Origin of the sequence: Rhodococcus sp. IEGM 1306, assembly GCF_036541985.1 — a bacterium.
Taxonomy (GTDB): Bacteria; Actinomycetota; Actinomycetes; order Mycobacteriales; family Mycobacteriaceae; genus Rhodococcus_F; species Rhodococcus_F qingshengii.
In genome coordinates this window covers 226,154-240,770 of sequence record NZ_JAZHFF010000003.1, presented here as the reverse complement: position 1 = coordinate 240,770, position 14,617 = coordinate 226,154, and the positions used below count along the sequence as shown (strand labels likewise).

General features: G+C 61.8%; 14 protein-coding genes. 12 read left to right on the top strand and 2 right to left on the bottom strand.

From position 1 onward, the window contains the following. Positions 1 to 6: 6 nt before the first annotated feature. Positions 7 to 1,128, bottom strand: a complete 1,122-nt coding sequence (locus V3587_RS10635) for an acyl-CoA dehydrogenase family protein (protein WP_283376594.1) — start codon at positions 1,126 to 1,128, stop codon at positions 7 to 9. A 12-nt stretch (positions 1,129 to 1,140) separates the two neighbouring features. Then, on the bottom strand, positions 1,141 to 2,322 hold the full coding sequence (locus tag V3587_RS10630; protein WP_003945878.1) for an acyl-CoA dehydrogenase family protein: 1,182 nt from the start codon (positions 2,320 to 2,322) through the stop codon (positions 1,141 to 1,143). Between the two features lie 265 nt (positions 2,323 to 2,587). On the opposite strand from V3587_RS10630, the gene V3587_RS10625 reads away from it, so the two are divergent. From V3587_RS10625 to V3587_RS10570, 12 genes are all read left to right on the top strand, one after another. After that, positions 2,588 to 2,779, top strand: a complete 192-nt coding sequence (locus tag V3587_RS10625; protein ID WP_033232296.1) for a ferredoxin — start codon at positions 2,588 to 2,590, stop codon at positions 2,777 to 2,779. Between the two features lie 109 nt (positions 2,780 to 2,888). Further along, the gene (locus V3587_RS10620) at positions 2,889 to 3,806 is read left to right on the top strand and encodes a 3-oxoacyl-ACP reductase (protein WP_124568820.1); all 918 of its coding nucleotides are present in this window, start codon (positions 2,889 to 2,891) and stop codon (positions 3,804 to 3,806) included. 488 nt (positions 3,807 to 4,294) lie between these two features. After that, positions 4,295 to 5,059 (top strand): MlaE family ABC transporter permease, encoded by a 765-nt coding sequence (locus V3587_RS10615; RefSeq protein WP_003945687.1) that lies wholly within the window; start codon positions 4,295 to 4,297, stop codon positions 5,057 to 5,059. 64 nt (positions 5,060 to 5,123) lie between these two features. Then, entirely contained in the window at positions 5,124 to 5,975 is an 852-nt protein-coding gene (locus V3587_RS10610) for an MlaE family ABC transporter permease (RefSeq protein WP_003945759.1), read from the top strand. An 11-nt stretch (positions 5,976 to 5,986) separates the two neighbouring features. Next, positions 5,987 to 7,171: an MCE family protein gene (locus V3587_RS10605; protein ID WP_003945815.1), complete on the top strand. Its 1,185-nt coding sequence runs from the start codon at positions 5,987 to 5,989 to the stop codon at positions 7,169 to 7,171. After that, positions 7,171 to 8,190: an MCE family protein gene (locus V3587_RS10600; protein ID WP_007734337.1), complete on the top strand. Its 1,020-nt coding sequence runs from the start codon at positions 7,171 to 7,173 to the stop codon at positions 8,188 to 8,190. The genes V3587_RS10605 and V3587_RS10600 overlap by 1 nt, the downstream gene beginning before the upstream one ends. Further along, positions 8,187 to 9,245: an MCE family protein gene (locus V3587_RS10595; RefSeq protein WP_020906317.1), complete on the top strand. Its 1,059-nt coding sequence runs from the start codon at positions 8,187 to 8,189 to the stop codon at positions 9,243 to 9,245. Before V3587_RS10600 ends, V3587_RS10595 begins: the two co-directional genes overlap by 4 nt. Then, positions 9,242 to 10,546, top strand: a complete 1,305-nt coding sequence (locus tag V3587_RS10590; protein ID WP_166813751.1) for an MCE family protein — start codon at positions 9,242 to 9,244, stop codon at positions 10,544 to 10,546. The genes V3587_RS10595 and V3587_RS10590 overlap by 4 nt, the downstream gene beginning before the upstream one ends. Further along, positions 10,546 to 11,793 (top strand): MCE family protein, encoded by a 1,248-nt coding sequence (locus V3587_RS10585; protein WP_235171339.1) that lies wholly within the window; start codon positions 10,546 to 10,548, stop codon positions 11,791 to 11,793. Before V3587_RS10590 ends, V3587_RS10585 begins: the two co-directional genes overlap by 1 nt. Next, positions 11,790 to 13,184: an MCE family protein gene (locus V3587_RS10580; RefSeq protein ID WP_095973522.1), complete on the top strand. Its 1,395-nt coding sequence runs from the start codon at positions 11,790 to 11,792 to the stop codon at positions 13,182 to 13,184. The genes V3587_RS10585 and V3587_RS10580 overlap by 4 nt, the downstream gene beginning before the upstream one ends. Then, positions 13,184 to 14,002 carry a hypothetical protein gene (locus V3587_RS10575; RefSeq protein WP_283376596.1) on the top strand — a complete coding sequence of 273 codons (819 nt, stop codon included), beginning with the start codon at positions 13,184 to 13,186 and terminating at the stop codon, positions 14,000 to 14,002. The genes V3587_RS10580 and V3587_RS10575 overlap by 1 nt, the downstream gene beginning before the upstream one ends. Continuing rightward, a complete protein-coding gene (locus V3587_RS10570; protein WP_095973520.1) occupies positions 13,999 to 14,532 on the top strand; it encodes a twin-arginine translocation pathway signal in 534 nt (177 codons plus the stop codon). The genes V3587_RS10575 and V3587_RS10570 overlap by 4 nt, the downstream gene beginning before the upstream one ends. Positions 14,533 to 14,617: the final 85 nt, after the last annotated feature.

Here is a 14,617-nt window from a genome sequence, read left to right as displayed (position 1 = left end):
ACGCACTCAGGCAGGAACTGCGGCAAGTTCCTTGCCCAGTGCGCGAAGCTGATCCGTTGCGTTGCCGAGCAGGAACTCGTGATGCTTGGCCGCGAGGAAGTAGCGGTGAACGGGATGGTCCTCGTCCAGACCCACGCCGCCGTGAACGTGAACAGCAGTGTGCCCGACTCGGTGTCCCGCATCTGCAGCCCAGAACTTGGACGTCTGCACTGCCCCGTCGGACGGAAGTCCTTCGCTCAGACGCCACGCTGCGGCCCAGAGAGTCAGACGGACGCCCTTGACGTCGATGTATCCGTCGGCGAGGCGCTGTGCCACGGCCTGGAAACTACCGATCGGACGGCCGAACTGCACACGCTCGGTGGCGTATTCGGCGGTCAGCTTCAGTGCCTGATCGAGCACCCCGTACTGGTAGGCGCTGGAACCGAGCTGAATTCTTTCGACGATCCACGCCGCGATGTCGGATCCTTGGGCAACCGAGCCGAGAACACGATCGGCCGGAATCTGCACCGAATCGAACTCGACCAGGGCCGCACTCGAGAAATCCGTGGTCGATTGCCTGGTGATGCGCACGCCCGCGTCCGAGGGTTCGACGAGGAAGACCGCGACGCCGTCCTCGGTGATGGCGGGGACGAGGAACAGATCGGCGAGCGGCGCACTGTCGACGGTGATCTTCGCTCCGTCGATGCGCCAGCCGTCGGCGGTCTTCTCGGCACGCGTGACGGGGTGGGCCGGGTCGTCGTTGTATTCCTCGGCGAGGGCCGCGGTCAGTATCTTCTCGCCGGCGGCGGCAGCGCTCGCCCATTCGTCTCGCTGCTGGTCCGAGCCGAATTCTGCTATCGCCGCGGCCGATCCGACGATGGACGTCAGGAACGGAACGGCTGCAACACCGCGCCCGAGTTCGGCCAGGATGCTGCACTGCTCGAGGACACCGAATCCGTCGCCGCCCACCGATTCCGGAAGAGCTGCGCCGAGGACGCCGGCCGAGGCCAGAGCGTTCCACAAGATGGCGTCGAAGCGGTCTTCGGCGGCGTCGAGTTCACGGAGGCGGTCATTGGTGACCAGTTCGGTGACGACGGATCGTGTCAGACCGGACAGGTCCTGCTGGGCCTCGGTAAGGGTGAATTCCATGATCGTTGGTCCTTATCGCTTCGATGCGGGAAGCCGCAGAGCTGTCATTCCGATGATGTCGCGTTGCACTTCGTTGGTACCGCCGCCGAACGTCAGGATCAGCGAAGAACGATGCATACGTTCGATGCGGCCACGCAGAAGAGCGCCGGGGGAGTTCTGCCTGATCGTGGCGGAGGATCCGAGGATCTCCATCAGCAAGCGGTAAGCCTCGGTGGCGAATTCGGTACCGAACACCTTGTTGGCCGACGCGGCTTCGGGTCCGGGAGCATGATCGGTTGCGGAGGCAATTTCCCAGTTCATCAACTTCAGGTACTCGGCCTTGGCATGCACGCGAGCGAGATTGATCTGCACCCATTCCTGGTCGATCATGCGTCGGCCGTCGGGCAACTTGGTGTTCTGTGCCCACTCGCGGACCTCACGCTGCGCGGTCAGAATCGGTCCGGCCGAGGTGAGCGCAACACGCTCGTGGTTGAGCTGGTTGGTGATCAGTGCCCAGCCACCGTGTTCCTGACCGACTATCGACGACGCCGGGACGCGTACGTCCTGGTAGTAGGTGGCGCTGGTGTCGGGGCCGGCCATGGTGTGAACCGGGGTGTAGGAGAAGCCCTCTGCCGTGGTGGGGACGATCAGCATGCTGATTCCCTTGTGCTTCTTGGCTTCCGGATCGGTACGGCAGGCCAACCACACGTAGTCGGCGTACTGGATCAGGCTCGTCCACATCTTCTGCCCGTTGATGACGTAGTCATCGCCGTCACGGACAGCCGAGGTGCGCAGAGACGCCAGGTCGGTGCCTGCCTCGGGCTCGGAGTAGCCGATCGCGAAGTGGAGCTCACCGCGAGAGATCTTGGGCAGGAAGAAGGCCTTCTGCTCGTCCGTACCGAAATGCATGATTGTCGGCGCTACGGAATTGATCGTCAGGAATGGCACGGGCGCACCGGCGATGGCGGCTTCGTCGGTGAAGATCAGCTGATCCATCGCGGAGCGTTCCTGCCCGCCGTACTCTTTCGGCCAACCCAGAGTGAGCCAGCCGTCCTGGCCCATCTGCGCGACGACTTCGCGGTACACATTGCCTTCGCCGTACTCACCCGTCGTGGCGGCTAGCGCTTCACGCCGCTCGGGAGTCATCAGTTGTGCGAAGTAGGCACGCAACTCCTCCTGGAGCTGTTGCTGCTCAGGGGTGTAGGTGATGTGCATGGTTACCTCTCCATAGAGATACGAATCAAAGCGCCAACCAATCGATTGACACAGGTTCTATCGATGCGTACATCGGCGACAAGGGGCGCCTTCGCTGTGTCCAGCGGATCGTTCGACGTCCGTTCTCGGTACTTTTTCGAATCATTGCACACGACTGAAACAGGTTCTAGTGTTATCGCCAGGAACGGTGTGTGGCACAGCCCTGCGGCACTCGTTTCGTATCCGTGTTCGCGCCAGTAGTTGTGAGAAGAGAAGAGGAATCGCCATGGAGGTCAGGGTTGATCTGGACCGTTGCGAGGCAAACGGTGTGTGCGTCGGGATCGCACCCGATATTTTCGACCTCGACGACAACGAGGAACTCGTGATCAGTTCTGCGCGTCCGCCGGAGGATCGTTGGGAAGATGTCCGTTCCGCGATCGCTCAGTGCCCGCGTGCGGCGCTGACCGAACATCCGTGACGATGGTTGCCCAAAACAAGAACACGTTCTAAAGTTGCGAACTCGTGGGTCACGGCAATCGAGCCGGGTAACTCGACACACGACCGCAGAGAACCGGGAGAGCGCTTCGATGAATGCTGTGAACAGCCCAGAAACCAGTCTCGAAGGCAAGGTCGCCATCGTGACCGGTGCCGGATCGGGGCTCGGAAAGTTCGAGGCTATCGGTCTGGCGAAGGCCGGTGCGTCGTTGGTCGTCAACGATCTGGCCCCGAACGAGGCCGTCGAAGCGACGCTCGAAGAGATCCGCGGCCTGGGCGCCAAGGTCGAATTCGTGGCAGGCAACGTCGGTGAGCGTTCTACTGCGGACGCACTGATGGAAGCAGCGCAGGGGCAGTTCGGCAGTGTCGACATCGTCGTCAACAATGCCGGTGTCGTGCGCGACCGGATGCTGTTCAACATGTCGGACGAAGACTGGGATCTGGTACTCGAAGTTCATCTTCGCGGCCATTTCCTCTTGTGCCGCAACGCCGCTGCCTACTGGCGGGCGAAATCCAAGGAAGCCGGGGCGCCGGTGTACGGGCGCATCGTCAATACCTCTTCGGAGGCGGGTCTCCTCGGACCGGAAGGGCAGCCCAACTACGGCGCTGCAAAAGCCGGAATCACGGCGCTGACGTTGTCGGCCGCACGTGGGCTCTCGCGCTACGGCGTTCGGGCCAACGCGATCTGCCCGCGGGCGCGGACGTCGATGACCGAAGGTGTGTTCGGAGACGCGCCGGCCGACGGCATCGATCCACTCTCGCCCGAGCACGTGGCATCGCTCGTCTCGTATCTGGCATCACCGGCAGCCGACGCCGTCAACGGTCAGGTGTTCGTGGTGTACGGCCCGATGGTTGCGCTGATGGCGGCGCCCGTCGTCGAGCAACGGTTCGACGCAGACGGTGACTCCTGGTCGCCGGAAGCGCTGTCAGCAGTGATGGGTGACTATTTCGCGGACCGTGACCCGGCAAAGATGTTCTCGGCATCGGCGGCCCTGAGGGCGCTGGGCTGACCAGTGCTCGCGACACGTAGAACCGTCGTTCACACATAGGCGGGTCTACGTGTCCACTTCCTGGTAGAAATAGCGTGTTCACGAGTCGGTGGGCGCGGTAATCTGCCTGCGTTCTGAAACGCGACCAGCGGTCTCGAAAAAACTGGACTGTGTTCCAATTTTGCATTCCTGTGAACGATGCGATATTCGATCGGCGTGCCCGGTCAAGGCTCTCGCATAGCTGAATCTCGAACTTGGATCCGAGAAGCGTCGATCATTCAAAAGTATTAATTTCCAGGATATTTCGGCGAAAATCACGCCGAAAAGGGATGCTTCCCATGTTCCGAATCTTCCGGTTTCGGATCGGCGCCGTGAGGCTACTTCTTAGAGTTGGACACTTGTTTTTGACAGGTGAACACGTTCTAGTTAATATGACCTGAGTCACAAGCTGTCGGGGGCTGGACTATGAGAACAGACAGTACTGCGGCAACCAAGGACGAGGAGGGCGAATGGTAGACCTCGTCGAGGTGCCATTACGAGCGGTCGGTGGCTTCTTTCAGATGTCCGCCCAAACCCTCCGGGCAGTCTTCTCCCGCCCCTTCCAGCGTCAAGAGTTCATCGATCAGGCCTGGTTCGTGGCCCGAGTGTCGATGGTTCCGACGGTGCTGGTCGCGATCCCGTTCACGGTGCTTGTCAGCTTCACCATCAACATTCTCTTGCGCGAGATCGGTGCAGCCGACCTCAGTGGTGCCGGAGCTGCTCTCGGCACCGTCACGCAGGTCGGCCCCATCGTCACCGTGCTGATCGTCGCCGGCGCCGGCGCAACCGCCATCTGCGCAGACCTCTCGGCCCGAACCATCCGCGAAGAGATCGACGCCATGAAGGTGCTCGGTATCAATCCCATCCACCGGTTGGTCGTTCCCCGGGTACTCGCGTCGACGGGAGTGGCGCTGCTCCTCAACGGACTGGTCTGCACCATCGGCATCCTCGGCGGTTTCGTCTTCTCCGTGTTCATCCAGGACGTGAACCCCGGCGCCTTCGTCAACGGCATCACACTGCTCACCGGATTCGGTGAGCTCATGCTCTCCATGGTCAAAGCAGGACTGTTCGGCATGATCGCCGGCCTGGTTGCGGCCTACCTCGGACTCAACGTCAAAGGCGGCGCCAAGAGCGTCGGCGACGCGGTCAACCAGACCGTCGTGTTCGCGTTCATGGCGCTCTTCGTCGTCAACGTGCTCATCACGACCATCGGTATCAAGTTGACGGCCGGATGAGGCACACGGCAGTCGGAGAGATCGAAGTGGACAGAACGACAAACGACGAACGGGAGGAGATCTGATGGCGTTGGCCGCAGCGGGACGCTTCCCGCGCACACGTCGACAGATCGGCTCGATCTCTCGCAGTATCGACAGCATCGGTGATCAAGCGCTGTTCTTCGCGAAGGCTCTCGGTCACGCTCCCAAGGCGCTGATGCGCTATCCACGTGAAACTCTGCGACTGATCGCCGAGATCAGCATGGGCACCGGTGCGCTCGCCGTCATCGGTGGCACAGTCGTGATCGTCGGATTCCTGACACTGTTCACCGGTGGCACCATCGCCGTTCAGGGCTACAGCTCGCTGGGCAACATCGGTGTCGAAGCGCTGACGGGCTTCTTCGCCGCCTTCATCAACGTTCGCATCGCAGCGCCGGTCATCGCCGGAATCGGTCTCGCCGCGACCATCGGCGCCGGCTCCACCGCGCAGCTCGGTGCGATGCGCGTCTCGGAAGAGATCGACGCCCTCGAGACGATGGCGATCCCGTCGATTCCGTATCTGGTCAGCACCCGCGTCATGGCCGGCATGATCGCGATCATCCCGCTGTACTCACTGGCGGTGATCGCATCCTTCGTCGCCAGCCGCTTTGCGACGGTGTTCCTCTACAACCAGTCCGGCGGCGTCTACGACCACTACTTCACGACCTTCCTGATACCCACGGACATACTGTGGTCGTTCGCCCAGGCGATAGTCATGGCGCTGGCCGTCATGCTCATCCACACCTACTACGGCTTCAACGCAACCGGTGGCCCGGTGGGTGTCGGCGTCGCGGTGGGTAACGCAGTGCGCGCCTCGCTGATCGCGGTCGTCACGGTCACCCTGCTCATCTCACTCGCCATCTACGGCGGGTCCGGCAACTTCAACCTGTCGGGATAGGCGGGCAAGCGATGACCGTACCCAGATGGCACAAGAAGTTGGCCGCAGCCGGCCTCGTCCTCGGACTCGTGGCGATCGTCGCCGTTGCCCTGACCATGTTCTCGGGTGGGTTCACCAAGAGCACACCCATCACCGTGACGTCCACGCGTGCCGGCCTGGTCATGGAACCGAATGCCAAGGTGAAGCTGCGCGGAGTGCAGGTCGGCCGTGTCGAATCGATCTCCCTCGTCGGAGACCAGGCAAACCTGAAGTTGGCGATGGATCCCGGCCAGATGTCGAAGATTCCGTCGAACGCCCGGGTGGAAATCAAGACCACCACGGTGTTCGGTGCGAAGTACGTCAACATCGTGATTCCCGACGATCCCTCGACCCAGCCGATCCAGGAGGGTGCTGTCATCGCCTCGGACAGCGTCACCGTCGAGTTCAACAGTGTCTTCGAACATCTTTCGGACGTACTCGCGAAGATCGAACCGGAAAAGCTCAACGCCACACTCGGCGCGATCTCCACCGCTTTGAACGGGCGCGGCGAGTCGCTCGGTGAGGTTCTCGAGCTCGGTGACACCTATCTGAAGAAGATGAATCCGGTTCTGCCGCAGCTCCAGGAAGACTTGGTCGGTGCCGCCGATGTCACCAATCTCTACGCCGACGTGGCACCGGATCTGATGCGCATCCTCGACAATGCCACCGCGACAAGCGGATCGATCGTGGCCGAGCAGGCAAACCTCGACTTGCTGTTGCTCAACGTCACCGGCCTCGCGGACACGGGCAACGCGTTGTTGACCGACAACGAGCAGAACCTGACCACCGCCCTCGACACTCTGACCGCGACAACGACCCTGCTCGACAAGTACTCGTCTGGTCTGACGTGCTTCATCGTCGGGTTGAACGACGGCCGGATCAAGTTCGAGCCACTGGCAGGCACCGGGGACAAAGCGGCGCTGATGCTGAGTGCGAGCTTCATGTACGGCGCCGAGGCGTACCAGAACCCACAATCTCTCCCCAAGGTCGCGGCCTCCGGCGGACCCAATTGTTATGGTCTGCCCGAATTCGATCCGAAGGTCGACGGGCATGCACCGTTCGCAGTCACCAACACCGGCAACGTGCCTTTCGTTCCCAACACCGAACTGCGCGTCACCGTGCCGACCATTTTCCAGTACCTCTTCGGTGACTCCTACGAGCAGGAAGACGGGAAGTGATGAGACCGACCACGGTCAAGCTGCTGATTTTCACCGTCGTCATGGCGGTCATCTTCGCCGGACTGGCGATCGTTTTCAGTCAGGTGCGCTTCAGCAGCAGCAACGGATTTCACGCGACCTTCTCGGACGTCTCGGGACTCAAGTCCGGCGACAAGGTACGTATCGCCGGTGTTCCGGTCGGGTCGGTGACCGGAGTGTCCATCGGTGACTCCAACCAGGCCGAGGTCGAGTTCGACGTCGACACCAAGTACTCGCTGATGAAGAGCACCAAAGCGACTGTGCGCTACGAGAACCTGGTGGGCGATCGCTACATGGAACTGCTCGAGGGCGCCGGGTCCACCGAGACGCTGCCGTCGGGTGGATCGATTCCAGTCGACCAGACGTCACCCGCGCTCGATCTGGATCTTCTGCTCGGCGGATTCAAGCCGCTCCTGCGCTCGCTAGACCCTCAGCAGGTCAACGACCTCTCCGGGGCGCTGCTGCAGGTCCTGCAAGGCCAGGGCGGAACGCTGGTTTCGTTGCTGGGTAACACCAGTTCGTTCACCAGTACGTTGGCGGACCGAGACCAGTTGATCGGGGACGTCATCACCAACCTCAACGACGTACTCGGCACCATCAACGACAAGGGCGATCAGTTCTCCACCACGATCGATCAGCTCCAGCAGTTGGTCAGTGGATTGGCGAAGGACAGTGGCCCGATCGGTAACTCGATCACCGAGATCGCCGGTGCCACGGGGGATCTCGCTTCGCTGCTGCAGGCGACACGTCCGGACATCCAGACGCTGATCGGGGAGACCAACCGAACGATGACGCAGCTGGACCTGGGCAAGGACGACATCAACACCGCTCTCGATCGTCTGCCGTCCGACTACCGGAAGTTGATCCGAGTGGGCACGTACGGAGCGTTCTTCCAGTTCTATCTGTGCGCCAACACTTTCAAGTTCTCCGGACCTGACGGAACGACGATCATCTTGCCCACGGCAGTGCAGGACACGGGAAGGTGCGCAAAAGTCTCATGACCCCTACCCGTGAACGCAATCCGGTACAGATCGGTGTCATCGGTCTCGTCCTGGCGGTGGCAACCGTGGGTGCCGCACTGCAATACGATCAGCTCCAGTTCATCAACGGCGGCATTCGCTACTCGGCGTACTTCCAAGATGCCGGCGGCCTGGTCACCGGCGACGACGTGACCATGGCCGGAGTGAAGGTCGGCAAGGTCAGTGACGTCGAACTCGACGACCAGAAGGTGCTGGTCACCTTCACCGTTCAGGACGGTGTCGCCCTCGGCGAGCAGACCGCGGCCGACATCAAGACCAACACGGTTCTCGGCCGAAAGTCGTTGGCGGTACGGCCGGAAGGATCCGGACTGTTGCGGACGGACACGCCGATTCCGGTCGAACGCACCAACTCGCCGTACTCGCTCAACGACGCACTCGGCGACCTCGGGACCACGGTGTCCGAGCTGGACACGGATCAGATCAACGATTCGCTCAACGCGATTTCGGACACGCTGGCCGATACTCCGCCAGAACTTCGCACCGCGCTGGACGGAATGACGAGGCTCTCGCAGAGCATCAACTCGCGCGACGAGAGCCTGCTCCAATTGCTCTCGCGGGCCGAAGATGTCACCAAGATCCTCTCTGACAGAAGCGGTCAGATCGATTCGTTGCTGGTCGACGGCAACAAGTTGTTTGCCGAACTGAGCTTGCGGCGTGACGCGATCAGCGAACTGATCGTCAACACCGGCGCAGTCTCACGCCAACTGTCAGCGCTGGTACAGGAGAACGAGGCTCAGATGGGGCCGACCCTCGAGAAACTGAATTCCGTCGCCGAGGTTCTTCAGCAGAACAAGGACAACATCGCCGGGGCGCTCGACGGCCTCGGACCGTACATCACCGCGCTCGGTGAGACCGTGGCCAGCGGCCCGTTCTTCGATGCCTTCATCATCAACATTCTGCCGAGCAACTGGTGGAAGACCCTGGTGGACACCAGCGTCGCGCCCGAGCAGGTTCCGGGCGACCTGGAAGACTTCTTCCCCGGCATTCCACCGACGATCAGGGGGCCGGGAGAATGACCGAGACCATGACTTCACAGGATCCACAGGGCTCCACCAACCCACGCAAGAAGTGGGTGCTGATCGGAGCGGGTGTGCTGGTCGCGCTGCTCGTCGCCGGCGCGGCATACCTCTTCATCCCAGGCCTGGGCAAGACCAAGATCTCCGCGCACTTCGTCTCGACCACCGGTCTGTACGAGGGCGACGTCGTGCGAGTGCTCGGTGTCAACGTCGGCAAGGTGACCAAGATCGAACCGCGTGATCGAGACACCTACGTCGAGATGAAGATCGACTCGAGCGTCGACGTTCCGGCAGATGCCAAGGCGCTCATCGTTGCTCAAAGCCTCGTGTCCGCACGCTTCGTGCAGTTGACTCCGGTGTATTCCGGCGGGGAACAGATGCCCAACGGCGGCGAGATCCCGATCGAGCGCACGGCTGTTCCGGTGGAGTGGGACGAGATCAAGACCGAACTGACCAAACTGTCTGACGCCCTCGGACCGGAAGGTCTGGACGATCAAGGTTCCCTCGGCCGATTCATCGACACTGTGGGAACGAACCTCGACGGCAACGGTGAGTCCATTCGGTCGACGCTGCGCGAACTCTCGGCCACGATGCACACGCTGTCCGAAGGCCGGACCGATTTGTTCTCCACCATTCGGAACCTGCAGGCGTTCGTCACCGCATTGTCCTCGAGCAACGAGCAGATCGTGCAGTTCAGTGGTCACCTCGCCTCTGTGACAAGCGTTCTCGCAAGCAGTTCGGACGAGTTGGGTACCGCCCTCAGCGATCTCGATCTGGCTGTCGGCGACGTACAGCGGTTCGTCAAGGACAACAGCGAGGGACTGAGCGAATCGGTCGCGCGTCTGGCCGATGCCACCCAGGTGCTGACGGACAAGCGCCCGGAGATCGAGCAGGTTCTGCACTCCGGACCGACGTCGCTCGCCAACTTCTACCAGATCTACAAGCCCGCTCAGGGCAGCATGACCGGCGCAATTGCGCTGAGTAACTTCAAGAATCCGATCCAGTGGATCTGTGGTTCCATCGAAGGCATCGACAGTGGTAACTCCCAGAACAGTGCCGATCTGTGCAAGCAGTACCTCGGACCGGTGCTCAGCACCATGATCGGCAACTACCCCGGATTCCTGTTCAACCCGGTCGCGGGCGTGCAGGCTTTCCCGGATCAGATCGTCTACACCGAACCGGGATTGGAAGCGGCAAGTCAGAATCAGCCGCAAACCGTCGCAGGACCGATGTCAGGTGCTCCCATGACGAGTGTTCCCAAGGATCTCGCCGAACTCTTCAACATGGGCGGAGGGAACTGATGCGGGTAGCTCGCAAGACCACGGTTGCCGTGTTGGCCACGGCAGTGGCTCTCGGCGCCAGCGGCTGTGAATGGAACGGGCTCAACTCCGTGCCGATGCCAGGCACTCAGGGCCGGGGCGAAGGCGCGTACGAGGTCCAGATCGAGATGCCGAACGTGACTACGCTGTCGCAGAATTCGCCCGTCCGGGTGGACGACGTGGCAGTGGGAAGCGTTTCGAACATCGAGGTACAGGGCTGGCACGCTCTGGTGACGGTGTCGCTGAATCCTGACGTTCAGCTACCTGCCAACGCGACGGCAAAAATCGGCCAGACCAGCTTGCTCGGCTCTCAGCACATCGAGTTGGCGCCGCCGGTCGGAGAAGAGCCCGAGGGCCGACTCGAAGCCGGTGACCTGATTCCGATCGAGCGGGCGGGCGCCTACCCGACGACGGAACAGACGCTGTCGTCTCTGTCGGTTGTTCTCAACGGCGGCGGTCTCGCGCAGGTTCAAGACATCACGAAGGAACTCAACGCCGCTCTCGGTGGGCGTGAAGACTCCGTTCGCGACCTCCTACCTCAGCTCGATCAGTTGGTCGGCAGTCTGGACAAGCAACGAGGCGACATCGTTTCGGCGATGGAAGGACTCGATCGCCTGTCCTCGACGGTCCAGGCACAGCACGACACCTTGAACAAAGCGCTCGAAGGTATTCCGCCGGCACTCGAGGTTCTTGTCGCTCAGCGTCAGGACATCACCAACGCGTTGACCTCGCTCGGAGGTCTCAGCGAGGTGGCGAGCCGCGTCATCGAGGAGAGTGGTGACGATTTCGCGACCAATGTTCGCGCGCTGTCACCGACCCTGAAGGCGTTGGCTGATTCCGGTAACGCTCTCACCCAGGTTCTCGGCGTTCTCCTGACGTTCCCGTTCCCACAGAACGGAATCGACAACGTCATCCGAGGCGACTACGCCAACTTGGCGATGACCATCGACATCTCGCTGCCCCGACTCGATGCGAACTTCCTTACCGGAACTCCGTTGGCCGGAACGCTCTCGGGGCCGGAAGGTGTGTTGGGCAAGCAGGCCGGGCTCGCCGGGCAGACAGGCAACCCGTTGAGTGATCCGCTCAAGCCTGCCGCACCGCCCGCCCAGGCTCCTGCCGGACAGGCTCCCGCAGGAGAGGACAAGTCAGCGGATCCGAATACCATTCAGATTCCGGGACTTCCGCCGATCAACATTCCAGGACTTCCCCAGGGGGCACCGGCACCATGATGCTCACAAAGTTCGTCCGCATCCAGCTGATCATCTTCGCCGTCTTGACGGTCGTCGGTTTGATCGTGATGGCCACTCAGTACGTGCGTGTTCCGGCGATGGTCGGTATCGGCCGATACGACGTCACCGTCGAATTGCCCGCGACCGGTGGGCTGTACAAGAACTCGAACGTCACCTACCGCGGTCAGACCATCGGTGTCGTGAACGCGGTGGAGCTCTCGGAGACGGGTGTGAATGCGCGACTGTCTCTCGAGAGTGGCGTCAAGGTTCCGTCGGACGTCGACGCCGCGGTCAAGAGTGTGTCGGCGATCGGCGAGCAGTTCGTCGATCTGATTCCGCACACCGACAGCTCCGGAGCGATCGTGGTCGACGGGCATCTGGAAAACGGATCGGTGATTCCCGAAGACCGAACCAGCATTCCGCAGGATGTCGGCGCGATGCTCGATCAGGCAGATCTGTTGCTGCAGAGCATTTCCGACACCAAGCTCAAGACCGTCATCGACGAATCCTTCAAGGCGTTCAACGGTGCCGGCCCGGATCTGCAGAAGCTGATCGACTCGGCTCGGCTGTTCGTCGAGGAGGCGAACAACAACTCCGACGCGACCAAGACGCTGATCGAGCAGGCCGGTCCACTCCTGGACACTCAGGTGGTCAGCAGCGACGCCATCCGTTCCTGGACAAGCAATCTGGTGACGTTCACCGACCAGCTCCGAGCCAGCGATCCTGATCTGCGTGCCGTCATCCAGAAGGGGCCGGCTGCCGCGGCGGAGGCGAATGCTCTTCTGCAAGACATGCAGCCGACATTGCCGATTCTTCTGGCGAACCTTGTGTCCGTCGGACAGGTCGGCGTGATCTACAACAACGCGATCGAGCAGATTCTGGTCATCTACCCGCCGCTGGCCGCAGCGCTGGTCACGGTGGCAGGCTCCGGCCCGGCTGCGGACGGCGCTCTGGTGGACTTCCACATGGAGGTCAACGACCCGCCGCCGTGCACTACCGGATTCCTGCCCGCAGAGCAGTGGCGCAGTCCGAAGGACGAATCACCGATCGAGACACCGTCGGATCTTTTCTGCCAGGTTGCCCAGGATTCGCCGATCGCGGTGCGAGGCGCGAGAAACCTTCCCTGCGAGGAGTATCCGGGACGTCGTGCGCCGACGGTCGAACAGTGCCGTTCCGGCTACGTCCCGTTGGGCACGAACCCGCAATCCGGGCCTCCGGAACCGATTACCGCGACCCCGAGCTCGTACACGTCGACGCCTTCGGTCTCGGCTCGTCGGTACGATCCGATTACAGGCACGTACATCGGGCCGGACGGAAGGACGTACTCGCAACCGAACCTCGGCGGCGGCGACGTCAGTCTCGAACAGTTCATGAAGGGTCAGCAGGGTTGATGACAGACGAAGATCCACAGGCCGGGCAGCGGGTGCGCCGTCGCGCGTCTCGCAGCGCCGGACCCACGGGTGCGGATGCAGACGCTGCCGCGGTAGTAGTGCCCACCGAAAAGAAGTCGGCCGAACAGAAGTCGGCCGAACAGAAGGCAGCCGAGCAGAAGTCGGCTGAGCAGAAGTCGGCTGAGCAGAAGGCAGCGGCCCCAGTTGATTTGGGCAAGCCCGATACTCCACCGGAGAAGGTCGTCAGCGGTGATCCGGTAGCGGCCAAGGCCGAGCCGGCCGGCACCGCCGAAACCCCCTCAGAAACTGCTGTGGACACTCCTGTTCGTTCGAAGCCCAAGGCTGGGCTGGTAGTCGGGATCGCCGTTGCTTCGGTGATCGCTGTAGCTCTTGCGGCCCTGACGGTGTTTCTCCTCGTCGACCGGAACAAGGCGTCCAACGCCGACGAGGACCGAGCCCGCTACGTGGCCGGTGCCCGGACCACCGCACTGAATCTGACGACGCTGCACGCGGATACAGCGGCCGCCGACCTCGACAAGTTTCTCGCCGGCACTACCGACGAGTTCAAGTCGCAGTTCGACGGACGCAAGGATTCGTTTGTCAACGTTCTCGGGCAGGCCGGAGTTCAGACCGACGGCGAGGTGCTCGAGGCCGGGTTCGAGAAGTCCGACGGTGATTGCGGGACTTCATTGGTCGCGGTGCGTGCGATGCAGAAGAACGGCGACGAAGCGCCCGCTGAACGCAACTACCGACTCCGAATCACCATGTGCGACGTCGACGGGCAGTTGCTTGCCTCGAATGTGGAGTTTGTGCCATGACCCCAGAAGTAATCCCAGAGACGTCCAAGCCCAAGCGCGTCTCACCGCTCGCCATCGTTCTGTGCGTCATCAGCGCAGTGGCCATCGCGTTGGCAGCAGTGTCGGCGTATCTCTACTTCGGTCCGGGCGGAACGCGTGACACGGCAGCGATCGATCAGACCAGAGACGAAGTGGCACAGGCCTCTTCCGATCAGGCGGTTGCGATGTTCCAGTACGACTACAACAACGTCGACCAGCAGTTGCACGCGGCCACAGACGGTTTGACGGGCGATTTCCAGGGCACGTTCACCAATCTGATCGAATCGGTGATCATTCCGGGAGCCAAGGAGAAGTCGCTGACCGTTCAGGTAGTCGTCCAGGGCGCTGCGGTTCTCGACGCGGAGGCGGACAGCGCGACAACCATGCTGTTCCTCAATCAGATCACCACGTCTTCGGAATCACCTGAAGCCGTCGCCAGTGGTAGTCGCGTCAAGATGAGTCTGGAGAAGCAGGACGGGCGTTGGCTCGTGAACAACGTCCAACCCTTCTGATCAAATACACCAAGGGCTGGATCCGGGCATGAAACAGGCTGGGGCCGCGGAGATTTACTCTCCGCGGCCCCAGCCTTTGTGCGCT